This window comes from Myceligenerans crystallogenes (assembly GCF_039529775.1).
GTDB lineage: Bacteria > Actinomycetota > Actinomycetes > Actinomycetales > Cellulomonadaceae > Myceligenerans > Myceligenerans crystallogenes.
Window position 1 is genome coordinate 24,720 of the sequence record NZ_BAAANL010000012.1, and the last position, 22,106, is coordinate 46,825.

The window sequence follows — 22,106 nt, forward strand, 5'->3', positions numbered from 1 at the left end:
CTGTGCAGGTCATCCTACCGGGGCGACGCCACACATTTCCCGCCGTCCGACGAACCGTCGCCGGCCCGCGGCGGAAGGCGCGAGTGGGCTGAAGTCGCCGGTCAGGCTGAATTCGCGGATGAGAGCGTGCACACGCGCGATTTCAGCCTGACCGGCGAGAGCTGCCTGGCGGGCATCGGAGGCATAACGGGCATCGCGGTCAGCCGCAGGGGCCTCGCAGTCAGCCGCGGCGGCCGCCCTCGGAGCGGGCGGCCGCCGCGGGGCCGAGGGCTCAGTCCAGGCGCAGCGAGTCCAGGATCCCCTGGATCAGCGCCTTGTTGTCGCCCTCCGGCAGGTTCATCGTGATCGTGAACCGGTTCTGGCTGCCGGACGGGTGGATCTGGATGCGGTGGACCTCGCAGGCGGTCGTTGTGAAGCCCGCGGCCCCGCACACCTCCTCGGTGGCGTGTTCGACGGCCGCGAGGTCGGCACCGTCCAGGTCGAACTCCTCCGCCCCGGGGCCGGGGTCCTGCGTGAGACCGGGAGCGTCGGTGCCGTAGTACCCGGCCTCGGGCGTGATGCGGGCGACGCGGACGAACGGGGGCTCGTCCGGGGTCGCCGGGTCGTGCCACTGACGCGAGGTCACGCCGGGCTCGTCGTCGGGAGCCGCCATCACCAGGGGCAGGGCGTAGGTCAGGCCCTTCAGCGTGTCCTCGGTCCAGGCATCCGACGGCACCCAGCCGACGGTGTCGCCTTCCGAAGGCGCACCGTCGGGGCCGGCACCCGGATCGCCCGACGCCGGGCTCCCGTCAGGGCCGACGCCCGGATCACTCGACGCCAGGTTCCCGTCGGGGCCCACGCCCGGATCACTCGACGCCGGGCCCTCATCCGAACCCACGCCCGAATCGCCCGACGCCGGGCTCCCGTCGGGGCCCACGCCCGGATCACCCGAGGCCAGGCCACCATCAGGTCCCGCTCCGTGGGCGCCCCGCGACGTGACGTTCGCTGCGGCACCCCCGCCGCCCGGCAGCGACGCCGTCGCGGGAACGAACCCGTTCGCGACGAACACCGTCCCCGCGACGAGGGCGAGCGCGGCCAGGCCGCCCCCGCCGCCGACGAGCGCCCGGCGCGTCCGCGCCCGCCGGATCGCGGTGTCCGCCATCGCGCGCGGGTCGGCCGGCGTCGTCGGCATCACGTGAGCTCCGATCTCCCGCATCCGGCGGTTCCAGTCGTCGTGTTCCATGGTCAGGCCTCCGTTCCTTCGAGAATCTCGCGCAGCCGGGCCAGCCCGCGGGCCAGCTGCGACTTGACGGTTCCGGTGGTGACGCCGAGCTCGGCGGCGACGTCCGCCTCGGACAGGTCGAGCAGGTGCCGCAGCACCACCACCCGGCGCTGCCGTTGCCCGAGCTGCCGCAGCGCCCGGACGAGCCGGTCACGTTCCAGGAACGACGGCGCCCCGTCACCGGCGTGCGACGTCCCGTCGGCGGCGACCGCGACGTCCCGGGGCGCCTGCAGCACCTCACGCCGGGTCTTGCGCCACCCGTCGATCCGGGCCGTGGCGACCACGCGCCGCGCGTACCCGTACGGGTTGCCGCCGCGCACCTTCGACCAGTGCCGGTAGGTCCGGTACAGCGCCGTCTGCACGAGGTCGTGCGCCCGGTGCTCGTCCCCGCACAGCAGGTAGGCCATGCGATGCAACGACGCCGTGTGCACGACGGCGAACTCCCGGAACTCGTCCTGGGCCGATACCCCGGTGCGCACGACACCGAACCGCTCACCGCCCGCGGGATCAGGTGGCCGCACCCTGACGCTCAGCTCCTCGATTGCGCTCATGCCCCCATGACGTACCGGGTGGCCATGCAGGTTGCACGGCTCCGCGAGAAAGTTTCCCCGTGCCGGCTCCGGAGTCGAGACCCACGCCCTCACGAACCCGCGCGCCGGGGCCGAACCAGCGCGCAGGTAGCTCGCGGGACGGTGCCCGGCACCGAGACGGACTCAGGACTCACCGGTCCGCAACCCGACGACGTTACCCCGTACGGCCGATGCGCCGGCCTGGTCGCCTGGCTGGAAGGCAATTCTCGCGGCGCAGGCGACATTCGCGCATGTCAACGATTACCTGCTCGAAAATCGCCTGCATCGCGGAAACTGCCTGCGGGACATCCGGGAGCGGCGGGAGGCGGGTCGCTCGCGGTGGGTGGCCGGCGGGCCTACGCTGCGGATCAGCCGGACGGCGGCGGCGTGTCTCTTGGCGTCCATCTCTCGCGTTTCAGGACGGCCTCGATCTCCCGCACCATGGCGTCGTGGCGGAGGTGCCGCCTCCGGTACCGCAGGATCAGGTGATCGCCCGAGGCGATCAGCCGGTTCTGCCGCGTCGCGTCATGGTGCAGTTGCTCGTCGGTTCCGTGGAACTCCGAGCTGTCGATCTCGACGAGGAGCCAGCGGTCCTTGCCGAGGCGCCAGGCCAGGTCGTAGCGGCCGAGGAACCGGCCGGCGCCGTCGAAGACCTCCCGCTGGAGGTCGTCCGGCACGAGGCCGGCGTCGATGCAGCGGAGCCTGGCTCGCGACTCGATCGGCGACTCGGCCCTGCTGTCGACCAGGTTCGCCAGGTCGCGCAGCGCCTGTGGCATCCTCAGCCGTTTCATGTGGTGCCGCACCTCGCCGAGTTCCGGGTCGACCAAGCCCCTGCGGACGGCGTTGTCGGCGCAGGCGAGCCACTCACCGCGGGCCAGCGACCCCGCGGCCTGGGCGAGCGCGAGGTCGAGGGTGACCGCCCGGATGCCACCGAACATCGTGACGTGCGGGCCGACCTCGATCTGGCGCACCTTGATGCCGGCCCGGCTCCGGTAGTGGGACCTGCCGGGGAATGCCATCTCGACGACGAAGTCCGCAGGCACCCCGGCGACACCCGCTGCGACCAGCGCGCCGGCCCCCAGGATCGCGCCGCGCGGCCGGGCGAGCTGCCCCAGCCAGACCTTTCGCCTCCGCGCGGCGTCGAGCGGATGCCGCGACAGATCAGCCTGGCCCGTGTCGTAGACGCCATGAGCCAGCCGCTTCCAGCCGCCGAGCGCGACGAGCCGACGACGCCGGTGATCCGTCACCCCGTGCGCCTCGCACTGCGACACGTTGACGAGACCGAGCTGCTCGCGCGCCACGGCAAGCAACCCACGAGGAACCTCGGGAACACGACCCATGACTCCATGCCACCACAGGCCTGGATCGGCCTGAATCAGTTATCCACAAGCACTCCGCCGCATTGACCCTGTTGCCTGCGATGTCCGGCAGGCGCTTCGCGCTGCGGAGGCGGAAATCACGCATGAACACGCTCTCTCACGCGATTTCCGCCTCCACGGCGCTCACAGCCGCGGGTCCACCGGTTCCGACTCCAGGGCCAGCACCGCGAAGACGCACTCGTGGATCCGCCACAGCGGGTCGCCGGCGGCCACGCGGTCCAGGGCCTCCAGACCGAGGGCGTACTCGCGCTGGGCCATCGAGCGCTTGCGGCCCAGCCCACGCTTGCGCAGCCGCTCCAGGTGGTGCGGTTCGGTGTAGTCGGGGCCGTAGATGATCCGCAGGTACTCGCGCCCGCGGACCTTCAGGCCCGGCTGCACCGGCCCGCGCCGGCCGTCGACCAGGTTGTCGGCGGGCTTGACCACCATGCCCTCACCGCCCGACGCCGTCAGCTCCGTCCACCAGTCCACGCCCGCCGCGCACGACGCCGGGTCGCTCGTGTCCACGAACAGCCGCCGCGTCGGCGTGAAGGTCGCGGGGTCGGCCTCGACGAGCCGGTCGGCGAGCGCCAGGTGCCACGTGTGCGGCCGCGTGTGGTGCGCGGCCCCGGCCCCGCCGGGCCCGTCGCCGGACGCGAGCAGCTGGAACGGCGCCAGCCGCACGCCGTCGAGGCCGTCGGTCTCCCAGACGTACCGCCGGTAGGCGTCGACGTAGGCCGCGGCGTTCGCCGCGCGGGCGCGCGTCCGGTCGAGCAGGTGCCCGACGTCGAGGCCGGACGACGCCGCCCGCTCCAGCTCCGACACGGCCGCCGGGAGCGCACCCCGGGCTGCCGCCCCGACCGCCGCGTACTGGTCGCGCAGCAGCGACCCCGCCTTGGCGGACCAGGGCAGCAGCTCGGCGTCGAACAGCAGCCACGACGCCTCCAGCTCGTCGAACAGCCCCGACTTCTCGGCGGCGGCGCGCACCTGGCCGGTCAGCGCCGCGGTCAGGTCGCCGTCGAGGAACGCGCGCCCGGTCCGCGTCCAGATCGCGCCGCCGGTCCCGTCCGGCCCGGCGGCGTCGTCCCGGAACACGCTGACCACGGCCCGCGACCCCATGTGCTTCTCCTCGCACACCACCCGCGTCACGCCGTCGGCCAGGTACTGCCCGAACGCCTGGTCGGGGTGCTCCAGCAGGTCCGGGCGGTCCGACGTCGCCACGGGCGCCATGGTGGGCGGCAGGTACACCAGCCACCGCGGGTCCATCGCGAACCGGCTCATCACCTCCAGCGCGGCGGCCGCGTTCTCCTCCCGCACCATGATCCGCGGCTGGTAGCCCGTCTCGATGACCCGGGTGCCGGCGACGTCCTCGATGTCGAGCACGTCGGAGTCCCGGCCGCCGGCCGCGGTCAGGGGGCGCGGCGGCTCGTAGTGCTCGCGCTCGGCCGGAACCGACACCAGTTCCTTCTCCGGGTAGCGCAGCGCCGTGAGCTTCCCGCCGAACACCGCGCCCGTGTCCAGGCACATCGTGTTGTTCACCCAGATCGCCTCGGCGACCGGCGTGTGCCCGTACAGCACCATGGCCGTGCCGCGGTAGTCCTCCGCCCACGGCAACCGCACCGGCAGGCCGTGCTCGTCCGTCTCGCCCGTCGTGTCGCCGTACAGGCAGAAGGAGCGCACCCGGCCCGACGCGCGCCCGTGGTACTTCTCCGGGATGCCCGCGTGCGAGACCACCAGCGCGCCGTCGTCGAGCACGTAGTGCGCGATCAGGCCGTCCATGAACCGCAGGGCACGGTCGCGGAACTCCTGCGGCTCCGCCTCGAACTGCTCCAGCGACTCGGCCAGGCCGTTCCGCAGCTGCACCTGACGGCCACGCAGGGCGCGCACCAGCTTCGCCTCGTGGTTGCCCGACACGCAGAACGCGTCGCCCGCCGCCACCATGCCCATGACCAGGCGCAGCACCCCCGGGGTGTCCGGGCCCCGGTCCACCAGGTCACCGACGAACACCGCACGCCGGCCCGGGTGGTGCGCGCCGACGGCGCGGCCCGCCGCGTCCCGCTCGATCGCGTAGCCGAGGCGGTCCAGCAGCGACTCCAGCTCCGAGCGGCAGCCGTGCACGTCGCCGATCACGTCGAACGGGCCCCGCTCGTGGCGCAGGTCGTTGAAGAGCCGTTCGCGGCGGACGGTCGCGGCGGCGACCGCGTCCTCGCCGCGCAGCACGTGCACGGTGCGGAAGCCCTCGCGCTGCAGGTGCTTGAGGCTGCCGCGCAGGTCGCGGACGTGACGGCGGACCACGGGCGCGCCGAAGCCGCGGTCGGCGCGGGCCTCGTTACGGGCCACGCAGACGGCCTCGGGCACGTCCAGGACGATCGCGACGGGAAGCACGTCGTGCTCGCGGGCCAGCGCGACGAGCTTCTCGCGGGCGTGCCGCTGGACGTTCGTGGCGTCGACGACGGTGAGACGGCCCGCGGCGAGGCGCTTGCCCGCGATGTAGTGCAGCACGTCGAAGGCGTCCGGCGTGGCGGACTGGTCCGACTCGTCGTCGGCGACCAGGCCGCGGCAGTAGTCGGAGCTGAGCACCTCGGTGGGCTTGAAGTGGGTCGCGGCAAACGTGGACTTGCCCGAGCCGCTGGCGCCGATCAGGACGACGAGGCTGAGCTGGGGGACGGCCAGTTCCCGGGTGGTCGTGGTCATGCGGGCACCTCCTCGTTCTCGGTGTGAGCGTCGGCCGCGGCGGCGGCGTCCTCGGTTCTCTTGTCGAAGACGGCCATCTGCGTGGGCGGCCCCACCTCGGCGTCGTCCGGGCCGACCGGGCGGATCTCGACCGTGTAGCCGTGGGCGGCGGCGACGTCGTCGGCCCACCCGCGGAACTCCGCGCGCGTCCACTCGAAGCGATGGTCGCGGTGCCGGTGCACGCCCGCCTCGAGGAACTCGTAGCGGACGTTGTGCTCGACGTTCGGCGTCGTCACGACGACGCGCGACGGCGCGGCGTGGGCGAACACGCTCCGCTCCAGCGCGGGCAGCCGCGCGGGGTCGACGTGCTCGATCACCTCCATGAGGACGGCCGCGTCCAGGCCCGCGATCCGCGCGTCGCGGTACGTGACCGACGACTGGAAGATGTCGAGCCGCCGACGACGCCGCTCCGGCATGCGGTCGAGCCGCAGCTTGCGGGCCGCGATCTGCAGCGCCCGCGCGGAGACGTCCGTGGCCACGATGCGCTGCACCGGCGACAGGTCCAGCAGGTCCCGGACCAGCGCACCCTCACCGCAGCCGAGGTCGGCGACGGACGTCGCCCCGGCCTCGCGCACCGCGGCGACGACGGCCTGGCGCCGCAGGACGTGCAGGGGAACGGGCCGGGGCCCGGCGGACGCCGCGTCACCGGCCGCGGACGCATCACCGGCCGAGGCAGCGGCGCCGGCCGCGGGCACGCGACCCTCCGAGGCTGCGTCACCGGCCGCGGGCGCGCCACCGGCCGGGGCGGCTGCGGCGTCCTCGGTGAGGACCTCGTCGGCGGTGGGCGCGTCGACGTCGTCCGGCGTCTCGGACTCGGCGAGGCGCGCCAGCGCATCGCCGGTCAGCTGGTGCCGGTGCGCGAGGTAGCGGCGCGCGATCCAGGCCTTGCGCGGGTGGCCGGCGAGCCAGCCGTCACCGGCGCGCAGCAGCTTGTCCACCTCGTCGCCCGCGATCCAGTAGTGCTTGGAGTTGTCGAGCACGGGCAGCAGCACGTAGAGGTGGTTGAGCGCGCCGGCGAGCCGGAGGGTGCCGGTCAGCCGGGTGTCGAGGTAGCGGGAGTCGCCCCACCCCAGCTCCGGGTCGAGCGGCACCGGGGTGGCGTCGACGGTCCAGCCGAGCGGCTCGAACAGCTCGCGCAGCAGCTCGGCGCCACCACGGCAGGGCAGCGCCGGGAGATGGATCTCCAGCGGGATCGCGGTGTCCGCCAGTTCCTGGTGCGATGCCGACCGGCCGGACAGCGCCGTGCCGAACACCTGCTTCACGGCCGCCGCGAGCATGCTGGAGGCGGCGTACGGCCGGTCGTTCACGTACTGCCCGAGGCTGAACCCGCCCCCGCTCGACGGCCCGTCCCGGTGCCCGCGCACCAGGGCGACGGGGTCGACCTCCAGCAGCAGGGCCGCCGTCGTCCGTTCCGCCGAGACCTCGGGGTAGAACACGTGCGCGACCCCCACCGCCAGATCGAACGACTGCACCCGCCCGGGGTGCTTGTGCAGCAGGAACCCCAGCGCGGTCGCGTCCGCCATGGTCGTGCTGATCGTCAGGAGCATGTGCGGGATTCTGCCTGACCAGAACCCTCGGTGAGGGTCATTTTTCTGCCCTGGGCCCGGGACCGGCGGGCGACCCGGGGCCACGGGGTGGCCGCCCAGCAGATGGACGACGGGTTCTCCGGCATGATCTCATTGCACGTCGACGGGCCCGCCGAGCGGGCCCTGCGGTTGGCGAACCACTGCGAGCTGTTCTACCGCGCGACGTCGCCGGGCGGGACGGAGAGCCTCCTCGAGCACCGGCACACCTTCGAGGGCCCGGGAAGCACGGCGCCCCCGGACATGCTCCGCCCGTCCATCGAGCCGGAGAACCCCGACGACCTGATCGCCGACATCGACCAGGCCCTCACCCGGGCCTTCCAGGAGGACGACCGATGACGAACCGCCCGGCGCCCGGCGTCGCCCCCGCCGCACCCGCCACCGGGGAACCCGGGGCCGGCACGCGCGGCGGGCCGTGGTGGGGCGACCTCTCGGTGTCGGCGGCCGTGGCGGGCTTCATCGCCGTGGTCGTCTCCTACTCCGGGCCGATGGTGATCATCCTCGCCGCCGCCGAGGCCGGGCGGCTCAGCGCCGGGCAGACCGCCTCCTGGGTGTGGGCGGTGTCCATCGGCAGCGGCCTGACCTGCCTCGGGCTGAGCCTCTGGACCCGGCAGCCCGTCATCACCGCCTGGTCCACGCCGGGGGCGGCCCTGCTGGTCAGCAGCCTCGACCAGTTCACGTTCGGCGAGGCCGTCGCCGCGTACCTGCTGTCGGCGCTCGCCATCACGGTCGTGGGGCTCACCGGGATCTTCGGGAAGCTGATGGCGACGATCCCCGCGCCGCTGGTGTCCGCGATGCTCGCGGGGATCCTGTTCTCGTTCGGGGTGGGCCTGTTCGACGCGGTGGCCGCGACCCCGCTGGTGCCACTGGTGGTGTTCGCCGCCTACCTGGCGGTCAAGCGGTTCTCGGCGCGGTACGCGGTGCTGTGCGCGCTGGTGGCCGGGGTGGTCGCCGTGGCCGCCACCGGCGGGTTCGACATGGCCGGGGTGCGGCTGGAGATCGCGCGGCCGGAGTGGACCGCGCCCGAGTTCGGCTGGGCGGCCCTGGTCGGTATCGGGATCCCCATGTTCGTGGTCACGATGGCGTCGCAGAACGCGACCGGCCTGGGCGTGCTGCAGACCTCCGGGTACACACCGGACGACCGCAAGCTCGTCGGGGTCACCGGCCTCGTCTCGGTGCTGCTCGCGCCGTTCGGCAGCCACGCGATCAACCTCGCGGCGATCACCGCGGCCATCTGCACCGGCCCCGAGGCGCACACCGACCCGCGCAAGCGGTGGCCCGCCGGCGTGTTCTGCGGGCTCTTCTACCTGCTGATCGGGACGTTCGGCGCCACGCTCGTGGCGCTGTTCACCGGCCTGCCGGGCGAGCTGGTCGCCGCGATCGCCGGGGTGGCGCTGCTCGGCGCCCTCATGGGCGGCCTCAAGGGCGCGATGGACGACGCCGCCCACCGCGAGGCGGCCCTGGTGACGCTGCTGGTGACGGCCTCCGGCCTCACCCTGTTCGGCATCGGCTCGGCCTTCTGGGGCCTGATCCTCGGCATCCTGACCCACGTCGTCCTGACCGTGCGCCGACGCGGCGCGCCGGGGTAGACCCGAGCGCGACGGCGCCCAGCAACTGCAGCGGATAAGGCGCTATTCGCGCGGGTAAGCGTTTACTCGCGCGAATATCGCCTGAGCCTCGAATCAGACCGTCACGCTCGCCGAGTGCCAGCCCGTCGCCCCGTCCGGGGCGGGCGGCGCGACCTCGGCGGTCTGGACCTCGCCGTTCGCGTCCGTGGCGCGGACGGTGACGGTGTGGTCGCCCGGGGCGAGGTCCAGCTCGGCGCGCCACTGGACCCAGGTGTCGGTGCCCGTGGCCTGCGCCAGCTCGGCGGGGACCCAGTCGCCGTCGTCGGCCATCACCTCGACCGCCGAGACGCCGGTGTGCTGCGCCCAGGCGACGCCCGCCACGAGCGCGCCGCCGCCCTCGGCGGCGCGGGCCACGTCGATCCGCGAGTGCAGCTTGACCGGGCCGAGCGCGGACCAGCCGCGCGGCGTCCAGTAGCCCTCGTCCTGCTCGAACGTGGTCACCTTGAGCTCGGTGACCCACTTGGTGGCCGACACGTAGCCGTACAGGCCCGGCACCACGAGCCGGGCCGGGAAGCCGTGCTGGGCCGGGAGGAGCTCGCCGTTCATCCCGATGGCCAGCAGGCACTCCCGGTCCGGGTCCTCGAGCACCTCCAGCGGCGTGCCCGCGGTCCAGCCGTCCTGCGACGTCGAGAGCACCATGTCGGCGCCCGCCTGCGGTCGCGCGCGGGCGAGCAGGTCGCGCACCGGGTAGCCCAGCCACAGCGCGTTGCCGATCAGGTCGCCGCCCACGGGGTTGCTCACGCAGGCCAGCGTCACGTGGTGCTCGGTGAGCGGCAGGGAGACCAGCTCGTCCCAGCCGATCTCGAACGGCTCGTCCACCATGCCGGTCACCCGCAGCGTCCAGTCCTCCGGGTTGATCTGGGGCACGCGCAGGGCGGTGTCGATCCGGTAGAACTCGTCGTTCGGCACGACGTACGGCGTCAGGCCGTCGATGCCGAGCTCCGCCCCGGCCGGGACGGGCGCCGCGGCCCTGGCGGGGGCCGGGAGGCGGAGCCGGGTCCGCACCGCCTCGACGGTCCGCGCCCCGGCCCCGATCACCTGCGACGCGCCCAGCGCGACGAGCGCGCCCGCCGCGGCCAGGCCGGTGATCTGCAGGAAGCGCCGCCTGTTCACGGCCGACGACGGCGCGGGCGGGCGCGGGCCGTCGGGTGCGGTCGCGCCCGGGGCCGGGCTCGCAGCGGCGACGTCGGCCGATCTGCCGGTGGCGGCCGGCTCCTCGGCAGAGGCCGGTCCCTCGGTGGCGCCGGCGGTCGCAGCGGCGGCCGTGGCGGCGGTGGCGGTCGCGGTCGCAGCGGCGTCGGGCAGCAGCGTGCGGATCGACGCGCGCAGGACCGGGATCGCGACGGCGACGCCGATCGCGCTCGGGAGGACCCACAGCGGGCCGGCGCCCGGGCGGGTGGCCGCGAGGACCATGCCCGCCACGCCGACCAGGACCAGCAGGGCGACCCCCACGTGACGCCGGCGGCGCTCCAGCCAGCCGGCCAGGGCCGCGCCCGCCGCCAGGACCACGCCCATGGTGCCGAGCAGCACCGCCTTGTCGGCGGTGCCGAACCACGCGACGGCGAAGTCCTTCAGCCACGGCGGGACGACGTCGACCACCGCGGCGCCGCCCGCGAAGATCGTGCTCGCGCCGGGCGCGACGACGGCGGCCACCAGCTCGGACACGGCCAGGCCGAGGCCGCCCGCCACGACCCCGGCCACCGCGGCGAGGACTCCCCGGCGGTCTCGCGTCTCACCTGCGTTCATGGTGCCAGGCTGCCATCAGCGACCGCCGCGGGGACAGCGGAACCGGCCTCCGTCACCAGAACGTAAGGACGCGAGCGCGAGGGGTTCGCCGGCCGACGCCCGGCCACCGGCCGGCCCTCAGGAGCGGAGGAACCCCCCGTCGTCCGGCCCCGACCCGGCCGACCGCGCGCAGGAGGAGGTCCTCGAGCCCCGCGAGGCCCAGGGCGTGGTGCCACGCCTCGGACGCCGAATTGTTAGTGGCTAACATTAGGGGATGGTCACACCCCGCACCCTCCGCACCAGGGCCCGCATCCTCGATGCGGCGCTCGACCTCTTCGAGAACCAGGGTTACGACGGCACGACCGTGAACCAGATCGCGGAGGCCGCCGGCGTCACCCCCATGACGTTCTTCCGGCACTTTCCGACGAAGGACGCCGTGCTCGTCACGGATCCGTACGATCCGCTGATCGCCGAGGCCGTCGGCGCCCAGCCAGTGGGTCTTCCGCCCCTGGAGCGCACCCGGCTCGGCCTGCTCGCCGCCCTCGGCGAGATCACGCCCACCGAGGACTCGACGGCGAGGCGCCGGGTGGCCCTGGTCGCCACGTCCCCTTCGCTGCGCGCCGCGATGTCGGCCGGCACCGAGGCCACCCGGGACGCGATCGTCGAGCGGCTCACAGCCGACGGGGTCGATCGTCTCGATGCCGCGATCTCGGCGTCCGCCTGCCTGGCCGCCACCACCGCGGCCCTCCTGGCCTGGGGCTCCGCGCCGAGCGACGTCACGCTCGCCGATCTCGTCCGCCGCGCCCTGGCGCAGCTCGCCCCGGCCGGTGCGACCGCATGACCGAGCCCGCCCTGCTGCTCGACGACGTCTCCCACACCTTCGGCGGCCGACCAGCCCTCGACCGCCTCACGCTGGCCGTCCGGCCAGGCCGGGTCACGGCCCTGATCGGCCTCAACGGCGCAGGCAAGACGACGGCGCTCCGCGCGCTGACCGGCCGCCTGCGCCCCACGCACGGCGTGGCCAGGATCCTCGGTCACGACCCGGCCGGCATGCCCGCCGACGTCGCCCGACGGTTCGGCCACGTGGTCGACACGCCGTTGGTCTACCCGGAGCTGACCGTGACCGAGAACCTTCGTTGCGCCGCCCGTCTGCACGGCGTGGCACGGCGGGCCGCCGCGGCGGCCGCTGACGTCGCCGTCGGGCGCATGGGGCTGGACCCGTGGCGCCACACCCGCGCCGGCGCGCTCTCGACGGGCAACCGTCAGCGCCTCGGGACAGCCGGCGCGACCCTTCATCGACCCACGGCACTGATCCTCGACGAACCGACCAGCGCCCTCGACCCGCAGGGTGTCGTCCTGGTCCGCGAACTGGTCCGGGGCCTGGCCGACGACGGCGCGGCGGTCCTCGTCTCGAGCCATCACCTCGACGAGGTCGCTCGGATCGCGGACGAGATAGTGGTGCTGCACGGCGGCCGCGACGTCGGACGGCTCGAACCCGGCGGCACCGACCTGGAACAACGGTTCTTCGCCATGGTCCTGGACGCCGGCACCCGGACAACGGATACCGGTCCGGCCAAGACGGATCCGGCCGGCACGGGGAGCCTGAGATGACCGCCGGAACCGCGTTCCGCGCCGCCCTGGCCGTTGAGACGCTCAAGCTCCGCCGTTCGGCCGTCGCCCGCATCGCGACCACGCTGCTCGTGCTGCTCGTTCCGCTCGGCAGCATCGGGATGGTCGCGCTCGCCCGGTCGCCGCGGGCCGTCGGCCCGACGGCGGCCAAGCTCACCGACTACGCGACCGGCGACCTCGCCACGACGCACCTGCTGGTGTGCGCCCAGGTCCTTTCCGTCGCGGCCCTGGCCGCCGGCGGGTTCTTCGTCGCCTGGTCGTTCGGACGCGAGCTGGAGAACGGCACCGCCGGGGCGTTGTTCGGGCTGGCCGTGCCGCAGGGCACCATTGCCCTGGCCAAGTGCCTGGTCGCGCTGGCCTGGATCGCGTCGTGCGTGGTGCTGGCCGTGGCGGTGACGACGACTGCCTCGGCGGTCGTCACCGGGACAGCCGGCGAGCCCTTCGCGGCCTGGGCCGGGGTGCGTGACGCGGTCGCCGCAGGGCTGCTCGGTGGTGGACTGGCGCTGCCGTTCGCCTGGGTGGCGACCGTGACGCGCAGCCGGCTCGGCACGGTCGGCGCGCTGGTCGGCATGGTCGCGCTCACCCAGATCGTGGTGCTGCTCGGCGGCGGCACCTGGTTCCCCTACGCCGCGCCGTCCCTGTGGGCGGGCATGGGCGGAGCGGACGCCGCAGCCGCCGTCGGCCCGCCTCACCTGATGCTCGCCGCCGCGACGGCCCCACTGGGTACCGCGGCGGTCGTCCGTGCCTGGCGGCGCCTGACGAACGTGTGAGGTAGCGACAGCAGGGGGGTGGACCGGCCGTGGTCCCGGCCATCCGGGTGACGGTCACCGTCCGGACGAGGTGTCGGTGGCCGTCACGCCTGCGATCTGTTCCATGACCCGCACTCCCGCGCCGAGCCCGTCTTCGTGCCTGATCGCGGCGCCGACCTCGGCAGCCCGGTGCGAGTAGGACGTGGTGCCCGTGAGGTCGCCGAGGCGGCCGGCCAGGCCCCTGGCGAGACGGTTGGCCGCCAGTGGTTCCGGTCCGGCGCCGATCGCGTGGACCCGGGCTCCCCAGAACGGCTGGTCACCGAGGAACGGCACCACGAGCGTCGGCCGGCCGGCCCGCAGGCCGGCCGCGGTCGAGCCCGCACCGCCGTGGTGCACGACGGCGGCGACCCTGGGAAACAGCCAGTCGTGGGGCGCGCCCTCGATGACCAGGACATCGTCCGAACCCGACTCGCCTGGCGTGATGCCGCCCCAACCGGTCGCGACGATCCCGCGCAGCCCGTTGGCCTTCAGGGCGGTCAGGACGGCGTCGCGCCGCTGGTCGGCTCCCTTGCCGAAGCCCATGGAGCCGAACCCGACGTAGACCGGGGCCGGCCCGGTCGCGAGGAAATCGGCCAGCTGCGCGGGCGGCTCCCAGCCACCGCCGTCCACGCCTTCGTGGTCCAGGAACCAGTAGCCGGTCACGTGGGCCGACTCCGGGTAGTCCGCCGGGACCGGCAGGATGTGCCGGCTGTAGGGGTAGAGGGTGTGGACCGGGCTGCCGTCGAGGTTCTTGAGGGGGTCGGCCAGGCGCCCGATCCGGCCCAGGCCGATCTGGCGGCGGAAGTCGTTGATCATGCCGCCGTACATGATCCCGCTCATCCGGTTCAGCGCGTACGAGGCACGGTTGCCCCGGCCTCCGAAGGACCTGCCGCCGAAGAACGGCATCGGGTGCGCGCGCGTCGGGGTGTAGTACGGCAGCGGGAGGGACAGGACGCCGGGTACGCCCAGGGCTTCGGCGATGTGCGGCCCGGCCAGCGTCTTGGGGTGATACACGACGACGTCCGGGCGCGCCGCCCGCGCGGCGGCCCAGCACTCGGTGTTGAGCTCACGCATCGCCGAGGTCATGATCCCGAGCGTCCGCAGCGCGTCCCGGGGACCGCTCAGCTCGGGCATGATCTCCCGCAGGAGACGCAGCATGCCGGAACCGGCGGGATGATGTGTGACGGTACCCGGCCCGTCGTGCGGCACCAGATCCGCGAAAGCGTCGGGAACGGCGAGAGTGACGTCGTGGCCGGCACGGGCCAGCGCCCCGGCGAGGGCGGCGTAGGGCTGGATGTCACCCCGGGTGCCGAACGACATGATCAGCGCGTGCATGCCAGGCTGGCGCATGGCGGATTCCTTCGGACGGGCCACTGGGCCGCCCGTGGACGGGGCGGCATCGCCGCCGACCAGGCTTCCCGGCACACCACCGCCCAGCCTACCTGCCGCGCGGTCGCTGCGACATGGGCTCAGACCCCATCGAGCAGGGCGATCAGCTCGTCCGCCATGGCGAGCTTGCGTGCGAGGTCGGCGCGGCGCTCCCGCGCGACGGCGACGAACTCGTCCAGCCTGACGCGCAGCTCGGCCCCGTCCGGGCCGGAGGGCCCGGCGGCCAGCCGGCCGGCGACGTCGAGCAGGTCGGCCATCTCCTCCAGGGTGAAGCCGAGCGGCTTCATACGACGAACCAGCAGGATGCGCTCGACGTCGGACTCCGTGTAGAGCCGGAACCCGCCGTGGCTGCGTCCCGACGGCGTCACCAGGCCCACCTCGTCCCAGTGCCGCAACGTGCGCAACGACAGGCCGGTGCGCTCGGCGACCGTGCCGATGTGCGTGGTGGCCGACGTGTCCGGAGTACCCATCGTGCAACTCTACCCTTACGTAACGGTAGAGTTGAGCGCGGTGGGTCTCCGCGCCCCCGGGGTCGTCTCACCACCGTCCATTCTTCGTGCGCAGCGTCGCGTGCTCAGTCCTGTCCATCCGGGCCGGGTCCCGCGACCTCGGCCCTCGGGGCGTGCGCGTCCCCGAATCCGTGAGGAAACACTGCGTGTCACACACTTCTGTCGACCTGCCCGATCCCGTCCCGGCGGCGATCCCCGTCACCGGCGCCCCCGAGGCCACCGCTTCCGGCTCGTTCCGCGCCGCGTTCCGATCCGTCAGGACGTTCCGCACCGAGGTCCTGGCCGGCCTCGTGGTGGCGCTGGCGCTGATCCCGGAGGCGATCGCGTTCTCGATCATCGCCGGCGTCGACCCGCGAGTCGGCCTGTTCGCGTCCTTCACGATGGCCGTGGCCATCTCGTTCCTCGGCGGGCGGCCCGCCATGATCTCCGCCGCGACGGGCGCGGTCGCGCTGGTCATCGCCCCGGTCGTGCGCGAGCACGGCATGGACCACCTCATCGCCACCGTGATCCTGGGCGGGATCATCCAGGTCGTCCTCGGCGTGCTGGGCGTCGCCAGGATCATGAGGTTCATCCCCCGCTCGGTGATGGTCGGCTTCGTCAACGCCCTCGCCGTCCTGATCTTCCTGTCCCAGCTGCCACACCTCACCGGCGTTCCGGTCGCGGTCTACCCGCTGGTCGCCATCGGCATCGTGCTCATGGTCCTGCTGCCACGCCGGACCAAGGTGGTCCCGGCACCCCTCGTGGCCATCGTGCTGCTGACCGCGGCCGTGGTGATCGCGGGCATCGACGTGCCGACCGTGGGTGACGAGGGCGCGCTGCCCGAGTCGCTGCCGAGCCTGTTCCTCCCCGACGTCCCGCTGAACCTCGAGACGCTGCAGACCATCGCGCCCTATGCGGTGGCGATGGCGCTCGTCGGCATCCTGGAGTCGCTGCTGACGGCCAAGCTGGTCGACGACGTCACCGACACCCACTCGAACAAGACCCGCGAGACCTGGGGGCAGGGCGCCGCCAACATCGTGACCGGGCTCTTCGGTGGCATGGGCGGCTGCGCCATGATCGGCCAGACCATGATCAACGTGAAGTCCTCCGGCGCCCGCACCCGGCTCTCCACCTTCCTCGCCGGCGTGTTCCTGCTGATCCTCGTGGTCGGCCTCGGTGAGGTGGTCGCGATCATGCCGATGGCGGCACTGGTCGCCGTGATGATCATGGTCTCGGTCGGCACGTTCGACTGGCATTCGATCCGCCCGGACACCCTGCGCCGCATGCCGAAGTCCGAGACCACGGTCATGCTCGCCACCGTGGTCGTCACCGTCGCCACCCACAACCTCGCCTACGGCGTGATCGTCGGCGTCGTCGTCGCGACGGTGCTGTTCGCGAACCGGGTCGCGCACTTCACGTCGGTGACCAGGCTGGACGCCTCGGACGCCGACGGCCGGAGGGTCTACGCCGTCGAGGGCGAACTGTTCTTCGCCTCGTCCAACGACCTGGTCCACCAGTTCGACTACGCCGGCGACCCGAAGAACATCGTCATCGACATGACCAAGGCCCACATCTGGGACGCCTCCGCCATCGCCTCGCTCGACGCGGTCACCACCAGGTACCGGGCCAAGGGCAAGACCGTGACGATCGTCGGCATGAACCACGACTCGGCCGCCCGGCACGAACGTCTCGCCGGAAACCTCGGAACGGAGCACTGAGCGACGAGGGCGCAGCGACCGGCGAACACGCGCGGTCCTGGCGGCCGCGGCGTTCCGGAGTCTCACCGCCGCGGCCGCCGGGCGCCGGCCCGTTACCCGGCGCGCACGATCTTGCTGTTGTGGGCCTGGGCCCTCGGGCGGATCGTGAGCTGGTCGATGTTGACGTGGTCGGGGCGGGTCACGGCCCACGCGACGGCGTCGGCGACGTCCTGCGCGGACAGCGGCGTGTAGCCCTCGTAGACCTGGGCGGCCCGGGCCGCGTCGCCCCCGAACCGCACCAGGGAGAACTCCTCGGTCGCCACCGCGCCCGGCGAGATCTCGATCACCCGCACCGGCTCGCCGGCGGTCTCCCAGCGCAGGGTCTGGGACAGCATGTGCTCGCCGTGCTTGGCCGCCGTGTACCCGGCGCCGCCCTCGTACGCGCCGTGCGCCGCCGTGGAGGTGATGGTCACGACGTCGGCGACGCCGCGCTCCGCCCCGGCCGCGCGCAGCAGCGGCAGCACCGCCTGGGTGACCCGCAGCGTGCCGAGCACGTTGACCTCGTACATCCACCGCCAGCCCGCGACGTCCGAGTCCTCGACCCGGTCCAGGCCGAGCGCGCCGCCCGCGTTGTTGACGACGGCGTCCAGGCCGCCGGTCGCCGCGAGATGCTGCGCCAGCCGCGCGACGCCGTCGTCGTCGGTCACGTCGAGAGCGTAGGCCTCCGCGCCGGTCTCGGCGGCCAGAGCGGTCAGCCGCTCCTTGCGCCGGGCCGCGGCCACGACGTCCCAGCCGTCCGCCATGAGGCGGCGTACCGTCGCCGCCCCGATGCCCGACGACGCGCCCGTGACCAGTGCTCTTCTCTCCGCGGTGCTCATGTGTCCGAGATTACGCGCCGGCAAATACCTCGGCGTCGCGATTTCATGCGACCATTTCCGACATTAAGGGGATCGCACGCAACGCGTGTCCCGAGGGAGGGAGGACACCGTGAGCGACCTGCGGCTGCTCGAACCGATCGCGCAGGACGAGCCGGCGCCCCGCTACGGGCGCCTGGCGATCCTGATCGGCGCGCTCGTGGTGCTCGTGGGGCTCGTCGTCTGGGCGTGGCTGTTCCTCGTGCAGGACTCCCGCGGGGACGCGCGCACGGAGGCGGCCCTCGGGCAGAGCGCCCATGCGGCGGGCGACTGCGCGGCCGCGGTACCGCGGCTCAAGTCCGCCCGGAACCTGGGCGCGCTGGAGTTCCTGGCCCCTCCCGTGGACAGCGCGGAGCTGACCGCCGAGATCGAGGCGTGCGACGAACTCGAGCGCGCGCGGCACGCCGTCGCCACCGGGAACTACCGGGGCGCCATCGAGCGCTTCGACGCGTACCTCGCCTCGGGCGGCGCCCGCTACGTCGCGGCGGTCGAGGAGCAGTCCGGCGCGCGCCTCTCCTACGGGCAGGAGCTGGAGGAACAGGGCCACGGCGAGCGCGCGGTCTCCCAGTACGCCACCGTCCTGGCGGACGCCCCGGACAGCGAGCCGGCCGAGCGCGCCGAGCGACGCGTCTGGGTGCTGTTCGAGAACGACGTCGAGGCCGACCGCGCCGACGAACCCTGCTCGGTGATCCGGCCGGCGCGCGCGTGGTCGAGACTGGACGGCCCGGCCCTGCGGCCGGTCCGGGACGCCTCGCACCACGCGCTGTCCTGGGCGCTGGTGCGCTGCGGCGAGGACCGCCTCGCCGAGGGGGAGGCCGCGGCCCGCGACGCCCGCTACGACGCCGCGGTGTTCCACGCCGCCCGGCGCGCGCTGCTGGCGGCCGTCCAGGAGTACCCCGGCACGAAGCCCGGCGACCTGGCGGTCTCGCACCTGGAGCGGTTCTCCGCCACGCGGTCCGCGGCGCAGGTCACCGCGACGAACGTCGCCCAGGAGCGGCTCCGGATCGCGCGGATCAAGAAGCAGGTCCGCGGCGCCCTGGCCGGCGGCGGCACCCTGACCCGGCCGGTGCGGTACGCCGGAGCGGGCGAGGAGGTGGCGCTGACGATCCGCAACGCCACGGGCAAGCAGCTCTACGTGGCCTGGACCGGCCGGGAGACGGACTCGGTCACCGTCCCGGCGGGCAGCAGGAAGTGCGGCAGGGCGCCGTCGGTCACCCTGACGATCCCGGCGGGCGACGTCTCCGTCGCCGTCCACGACGGCGGCTGGGCGGCGGGCAGCTGGTCCTTCCCGAGCGACGCGCACCGCACGTGCGTCAAGTAGGGCCGGGGCCGGGCCCGGCGGGGCTCAGCCGTGCGCCCGGAGTTCCGCGGCCACGAGGGCGAGCCCGTCCGCGACCTCGGTGAACGACGTGCTCAGCGGCGACAGCCCGAGGCGCATCCCGGCCGGCGGCCGGAAGTCGGGCACGACGCCGCGCTGCCACAGCCGCGCCGTCACCTCCCGGAAGGCCGGGTGCTCCAGCATGACGTGACCACCGCGCACCGCGGCGTCGCGCGGCGAGGCCACGCGCACGCCGAGCGGGACGAGATGCTCGTCGGCGGCCTCGACCACGAACTCCGTCAGGGCCACGGACTTGGCGCGCACCGCCGCCATCCCCGCCTCGTCGATCAGCTCGAGCATGTCCCGCATCGGCAGCATGCCGACGACGGGCGGCGTCCCGGAGATGAACCGGCGGATGCCGGCCGCGGGCTCGTAGGCGGGCCCCATCGCGAACGGGTCGGCGGCGCCCATCCAGCCCTGGACCGGCTGGCGCAGCTCGTCCTGCAGGCCGCGGGCGACGTAGCCGAACGCCGGGGCGCCGGGCCCGCCGTTCAGGTACTTGTAGGTGCAGCCCACCGCGAGGTCCACGCCGTGCGCGTCGAGCTCCACCGGCACGGCGCCCACGGAATGGCACAGGTCCCACAGCACCAGCGCCCCGGCGTCGTGCGCGATCCGCGTGATCGCGGGCAGGTCCGCGATGTAGGCCGACTTGAACGCGACATGGCTCACCAGCACCAGGGCGGTGCGCTCGGAGACGACGGCGGCGACGTCGTCGGGCCGCACGCCGAGCGCCGGATCCGGGGTGATCCAGCGGATCGTCAGGCCGCGCTCGGCGGCGATGCCCTCCAGGACGAAGCGGTCGGTCGGGAAGTTCTCGGTGTCCGCGACGATCTCGGCGCGCCCGGGCCGGGCGCCGGCGGCGGCGCGCGCGAGCTTGTAGAGCAGCACCGTGGTCGAGTCCGCCACGACGGTCTGCCCGGCGGCCGCGCCCAGGCAGACCCGCCCGATCGTGTCCCCGAGCTCGGTGGGCGCGTCCATCCAGCCCTCGTCCCACGCGCGGATGAGGCGCGCGGCCCACACCTCGTCGACGAAGCCCGCGAGCCGGTCCCGCGTCGCCTTCAGGGGGCGGCCGAGCGAGTTCCCGTCGAGGTACGCCACCAGGCCGGGGCTGCCGGCGAACCGCTCGCGGTACGCGGCGAGCGGGTCCTCGGCGTCGAGCTGGGCCGCCTTCGCGGCCAGGTCGGGAAGGCTCGGGGTGGGGTTCATGTCAGCGACTCCAGGTCGGCGGGGGTGAGACGACGGGCGTCGGCGAGCCACGTGATCAGCTCGCCCGCGTCGGCGGGGCGGGGATGCGGGGAGACCAGGGCCCGTTCCGGGTCCAGGTCCCGCCGGCCCGGCGGCCCGACCACGGCGCGCAGCAGCGCCTCCCCGGTCAGGCCCGCCTCGCCGAGCAGCGCGATCTCGCGGTCGCTGACCCCGCGCCGCGGCGTCGGCCCGTTGCCCATGTCCGTGCCGTAGACGACCGCGCCGCCCGCGGCGTGGAACCGGGCCACGTTGTCCAGCGCCACGTCGAGGTCCGGCCGGTCGTGGATCGCCAGCGTCGAGATCCAGGTCGCGCGGCCCGCGGCGGCGCGCAGCAGCTTGTCCGGCAGCGGCTCCGACCAGGGCGCGTGCGCGAGCATCTCGGCGCCCGCGCCGAGCGCGCGGGCCGCCTGCCCCTCGCCCTCGGCGTGCACCACGGCGGGCAGGCCCGCCGCGCGGGCGGCGCGCACCAGCGCGACGAGCGTCGCGTCGTCGAGCAGCGGCATGCCGGAGTGCAGCGCGATCTTGACGAACGATCCCCCGGCGGCGACGACGTCGGCCACGGCGCCGCGCGCTTCCTGCGGGCCGCTCACACCCCGGATCGCCGACGACGGCGCCCACGCGCGGCCCGCCGGGTACCCCCCGGGCGCGGTGTGGAAGGGTCCCGCGAACCGCACCCTGACGCCCCGCGGCGGCGACTTCGCGATCGCGGCGCTGACCAGGGGATCCCAGCCGAGGTCGTGCACCTCGGCCAGCACCGACCCGGCGAGCCGGCCGGGGTCCACGAGCCCGAGGTGCACGTGATGGTCGACGACGGCGGGCAGGAACGACCGCTGATCCATCAGGCGCCGACCTCCGTCCGGACCGAGATCAACTCCGGGAAGAACGTCAGGTCGAGCGCGCGCCGCAGGAAGCCGACGCCGCTGGAGCCGCCCGTGCCGGGCTTGAAGCCGATGGTGCGCTGGACCGTGCGCAGGTGGCGGAACCGCCACAGCTGGAACGCGTCCTCGAGGTCCACCAGGTCCTCGCACGCCTCGTAGACGTCCCACGCGGAGCTCGGGTCCCGGTAGATGTCCGCCAGCACGGGGATCAGCTCCGGGTGCTCGACCCACGGCTCGCGCACGTCGCGGTCGAGGATCTCGCGCGGGACGGCCAGGCCGCGGCGGGCGAGCAGGCGGAGGAACGCGTCGTAGACGGTCGGTTCCGCCAGGAGCCCGTGCAGCATGTCGTGGGCGGCGGGGTCGGCCCGGAAGACGGCGAGCGTGGCGGCGTTCTTGTTCCCGAGGATGAACTCGACCGCGCGGTACTGGTACGACTGGAAGCCCGACGACGACCCGAGACCGCCGCGGAACTCGGCGTACTCGCTCGGCGTGAGCGTGGCCAGCACCGACCACTGCTCGATGATCGTGCGCAGGATGTGCTTGACCCGCGCGACGGACTTGAGCGCGCGGAGCAGGTCGTCCGCGTCGAGCTGCGCCCGCGCGGCGCGCAGCTCGTGCAGCATCAGCTTCAGCCACAGCTCCGTGGTCTGGTGCTGGATGATGAACAGCAGCTCGTCGTGGTGCTCGGGCTCGCTGAGGGGGTGCTGGGCCGACAGCACCCGTTCCAGGTCCAGGTAGCCCGCATAGTCCAGCTGCCCCCGGAGATCCGTCCGGATCCCGTCCTCCAGGGGACGCACCCCGCCCGCGCTCGTCGTCATTTCACCCTCTCCTCCTTCCCGACCGTAA

The 22,106-nt window shown here is 73.8% G+C and carries 19 protein-coding genes; 7 read left to right on the top strand and 12 right to left on the bottom strand.

The annotated features are described in order from the left end of the window. Positions 1 to 271: 271 nt before the first annotated feature. The 5 genes from ABD208_RS19880 to ABD208_RS19900 form a co-directional block, all read right to left on the bottom strand. The gene (locus ABD208_RS19880) at positions 272 to 1,222 is read right to left on the bottom strand and encodes a hypothetical protein (RefSeq protein ID WP_344106449.1); all 951 of its coding nucleotides are present in this window, start codon (positions 1,220 to 1,222) and stop codon (positions 272 to 274) included. A 2-nt stretch (positions 1,223 to 1,224) separates the two neighbouring features. Beyond that, complete coding sequence (locus tag ABD208_RS19885) at positions 1,225 to 1,812, bottom strand: SigE family RNA polymerase sigma factor (protein WP_344106452.1); 588 nt, start codon at positions 1,810 to 1,812, stop codon at positions 1,225 to 1,227. A gap of 386 nt (positions 1,813 to 2,198) precedes the next feature. Beyond that, complete coding sequence (locus tag ABD208_RS19890) at positions 2,199 to 3,170, bottom strand: type IV toxin-antitoxin system AbiEi family antitoxin domain-containing protein (protein WP_344106454.1); 972 nt, start codon at positions 3,168 to 3,170, stop codon at positions 2,199 to 2,201. A 162-nt stretch (positions 3,171 to 3,332) separates the two neighbouring features. Beyond that, positions 3,333 to 5,879 (bottom strand): polynucleotide kinase-phosphatase, encoded by a 2,547-nt coding sequence (locus ABD208_RS19895; protein ID WP_344106456.1) that lies wholly within the window; start codon positions 5,877 to 5,879, stop codon positions 3,333 to 3,335. Beyond that, positions 5,876 to 7,465, bottom strand: coding sequence for a 3' terminal RNA ribose 2'-O-methyltransferase Hen1 (locus tag ABD208_RS19900; protein WP_344106458.1), 1,590 nt, complete (start codon positions 7,463 to 7,465; stop codon positions 5,876 to 5,878). Before ABD208_RS19900 ends, ABD208_RS19895 begins: the two co-directional genes overlap by 4 nt. 30 nt (positions 7,466 to 7,495) lie before the next feature. Here ABD208_RS19900 and ABD208_RS19905 point away from each other — a divergent pair, with 30 nt between their 5' ends. Continuing rightward, positions 7,496 to 7,840, top strand: coding sequence for a PLP-dependent transferase (locus ABD208_RS19905; RefSeq protein ID WP_344106460.1), 345 nt, complete (start codon positions 7,496 to 7,498; stop codon positions 7,838 to 7,840). Next, complete coding sequence (locus ABD208_RS19910; RefSeq protein WP_344106463.1) at positions 7,837 to 9,090, top strand: benzoate/H(+) symporter BenE family transporter; 1,254 nt, start codon at positions 7,837 to 7,839, stop codon at positions 9,088 to 9,090. The genes ABD208_RS19905 and ABD208_RS19910 overlap by 4 nt, the downstream gene beginning before the upstream one ends. Positions 9,091 to 9,183: 93 nt before the next feature. Here the strand turns inward: ABD208_RS19910 and ABD208_RS19915 are convergent, their stop codons facing one another. Further along, a complete protein-coding gene (locus ABD208_RS19915; RefSeq protein ID WP_344106465.1) occupies positions 9,184 to 10,875 on the bottom strand; it encodes a molybdopterin-dependent oxidoreductase in 1,692 nt (563 codons plus the stop codon). 253 nt (positions 10,876 to 11,128) lie between these two features. Here ABD208_RS19915 and ABD208_RS19920 point away from each other — a divergent pair, with 253 nt between their 5' ends. From ABD208_RS19920 to ABD208_RS19930, 3 genes are read left to right on the top strand one after another with little or no spacing between them, the layout of a single operon-like run. Beyond that, a complete protein-coding gene (locus tag ABD208_RS19920) occupies positions 11,129 to 11,695 on the top strand; it encodes a TetR/AcrR family transcriptional regulator (RefSeq protein ID WP_344106467.1) in 567 nt (188 codons plus the stop codon). After that, complete coding sequence (locus tag ABD208_RS19925; RefSeq protein WP_344106469.1) at positions 11,692 to 12,465, top strand: ABC transporter ATP-binding protein; 774 nt, start codon at positions 11,692 to 11,694, stop codon at positions 12,463 to 12,465. Before ABD208_RS19920 ends, ABD208_RS19925 begins: the two co-directional genes overlap by 4 nt. Next, positions 12,462 to 13,253 (top strand): ABC transporter permease, encoded by a 792-nt coding sequence (locus tag ABD208_RS19930; RefSeq protein WP_344106471.1) that lies wholly within the window; start codon positions 12,462 to 12,464, stop codon positions 13,251 to 13,253. Before ABD208_RS19925 ends, ABD208_RS19930 begins: the two co-directional genes overlap by 4 nt. Positions 13,254 to 13,307: 54 nt before the next feature. Here the strand turns inward: ABD208_RS19930 and ABD208_RS19935 are convergent, their stop codons facing one another. Together ABD208_RS19935 and ABD208_RS19940 are read right to left on the bottom strand one after the other, a co-directional pair. Beyond that, positions 13,308 to 14,621, bottom strand: coding sequence for a glycosyltransferase (locus ABD208_RS19935; protein WP_344106474.1), 1,314 nt, complete (start codon positions 14,619 to 14,621; stop codon positions 13,308 to 13,310). A 119-nt stretch (positions 14,622 to 14,740) separates the two neighbouring features. Beyond that, on the bottom strand, positions 14,741 to 15,130 hold the full coding sequence (locus ABD208_RS19940; protein WP_344106477.1) for a MerR family transcriptional regulator: 390 nt from the start codon (positions 15,128 to 15,130) through the stop codon (positions 14,741 to 14,743). A gap of 185 nt (positions 15,131 to 15,315) precedes the next feature. On the opposite strand from ABD208_RS19940, the gene ABD208_RS19945 reads away from it, so the two are divergent. Further along, positions 15,316 to 16,866, top strand: coding sequence for a SulP family inorganic anion transporter (locus ABD208_RS19945; protein ID WP_344106480.1), 1,551 nt, complete (start codon positions 15,316 to 15,318; stop codon positions 16,864 to 16,866). A gap of 92 nt (positions 16,867 to 16,958) precedes the next feature. Here the strand turns inward: ABD208_RS19945 and ABD208_RS19950 are convergent, their stop codons facing one another. Further along, on the bottom strand, positions 16,959 to 17,723 hold the full coding sequence (locus ABD208_RS19950; RefSeq protein ID WP_344106482.1) for an SDR family oxidoreductase: 765 nt from the start codon (positions 17,721 to 17,723) through the stop codon (positions 16,959 to 16,961). Positions 17,724 to 17,832: 109 nt separating this feature from the next. Here ABD208_RS19950 and ABD208_RS19955 point away from each other — a divergent pair, with 109 nt between their 5' ends. After that, on the top strand, positions 17,833 to 19,080 hold the full coding sequence (locus tag ABD208_RS19955) for a tetratricopeptide repeat protein (RefSeq protein ID WP_344106484.1): 1,248 nt from the start codon (positions 17,833 to 17,835) through the stop codon (positions 19,078 to 19,080). Positions 19,081 to 19,104: 24 nt separating this feature from the next. Here the strand turns inward: ABD208_RS19955 and ABD208_RS19960 are convergent, their stop codons facing one another. The 3 genes from ABD208_RS19960 to ABD208_RS19970 are packed head-to-tail and all read right to left on the bottom strand — an operon-like array spanning position 19,105 to position 22,078. Further along, positions 19,105 to 20,343: a kynureninase gene (locus tag ABD208_RS19960; RefSeq protein ID WP_344106487.1), complete on the bottom strand. Its 1,239-nt coding sequence runs from the start codon at positions 20,341 to 20,343 to the stop codon at positions 19,105 to 19,107. After that, on the bottom strand, positions 20,340 to 21,221 hold the full coding sequence (locus ABD208_RS19965; RefSeq protein WP_344106488.1) for a hydrolase: 882 nt from the start codon (positions 21,219 to 21,221) through the stop codon (positions 20,340 to 20,342). Before ABD208_RS19965 ends, ABD208_RS19960 begins: the two co-directional genes overlap by 4 nt. Continuing rightward, the gene (locus ABD208_RS19970; protein WP_344106489.1) at positions 21,221 to 22,078 is read right to left on the bottom strand and encodes a tryptophan 2,3-dioxygenase; all 858 of its coding nucleotides are present in this window, start codon (positions 22,076 to 22,078) and stop codon (positions 21,221 to 21,223) included. Before ABD208_RS19970 ends, ABD208_RS19965 begins: the two co-directional genes overlap by 1 nt. Between the last annotated feature and the right edge of the window lie 28 nt (positions 22,079 to 22,106).

Excerpts from the sequence above, each read along its gene's own strand:
- ABD208_RS19880 (WP_344106449.1), bottom strand. The coding sequence starts at position 1,222 with ATGGAACACGACGACTGGAACCGCCGGATGCGGGAGATCGGAGCTCAC.
- ABD208_RS19885 (WP_344106452.1), bottom strand. The coding sequence starts at position 1,812 with ATGAGCGCAATCGAGGAGCTGAGCGTCAGGGTGCGGCCACCTGATCCC.
- ABD208_RS19890 (WP_344106454.1), bottom strand. The coding sequence starts at position 3,170 with ATGGGTCGTGTTCCCGAGGTTCCTCGTGGGTTGCTTGCCGTGGCGCGC.
- ABD208_RS19895 (WP_344106456.1), bottom strand. The coding sequence starts at position 5,879 with ATGACCACGACCACCCGGGAACTGGCCGTCCCCCAGCTCAGCCTCGTC.
- ABD208_RS19900 (WP_344106458.1), bottom strand. The coding sequence starts at position 7,465 with ATGCTCCTGACGATCAGCACGACCATGGCGGACGCGACCGCGCTGGGG.
- ABD208_RS19910 (WP_344106463.1), top strand. The coding sequence starts at position 7,837 with ATGACGAACCGCCCGGCGCCCGGCGTCGCCCCCGCCGCACCCGCCACC.
- ABD208_RS19915 (WP_344106465.1), bottom strand. The coding sequence starts at position 10,875 with ATGAACGCAGGTGAGACGCGAGACCGCCGGGGAGTCCTCGCCGCGGTG.
- ABD208_RS19920 (WP_344106467.1), top strand. The coding sequence starts at position 11,129 with ATGGTCACACCCCGCACCCTCCGCACCAGGGCCCGCATCCTCGATGCG.
- ABD208_RS19925 (WP_344106469.1), top strand. The coding sequence starts at position 11,692 with ATGACCGAGCCCGCCCTGCTGCTCGACGACGTCTCCCACACCTTCGGC.
- ABD208_RS19930 (WP_344106471.1), top strand. The coding sequence starts at position 12,462 with ATGACCGCCGGAACCGCGTTCCGCGCCGCCCTGGCCGTTGAGACGCTC.
- ABD208_RS19935 (WP_344106474.1), bottom strand. The coding sequence starts at position 14,621 with ATGCGCCAGCCTGGCATGCACGCGCTGATCATGTCGTTCGGCACCCGG.
- ABD208_RS19940 (WP_344106477.1), bottom strand. The coding sequence starts at position 15,130 with ATGGGTACTCCGGACACGTCGGCCACCACGCACATCGGCACGGTCGCC.
- ABD208_RS19950 (WP_344106482.1), bottom strand. The coding sequence starts at position 17,723 with ATGAGCACCGCGGAGAGAAGAGCACTGGTCACGGGCGCGTCGTCGGGC.
- ABD208_RS19960 (WP_344106487.1), bottom strand. The coding sequence starts at position 20,343 with ATGAACCCCACCCCGAGCCTTCCCGACCTGGCCGCGAAGGCGGCCCAG.
- ABD208_RS19965 (WP_344106488.1), bottom strand. The coding sequence starts at position 21,221 with ATGGATCAGCGGTCGTTCCTGCCCGCCGTCGTCGACCATCACGTGCAC.
- ABD208_RS19970 (WP_344106489.1), bottom strand. The coding sequence starts at position 22,078 with ATGACGACGAGCGCGGGCGGGGTGCGTCCCCTGGAGGACGGGATCCGG.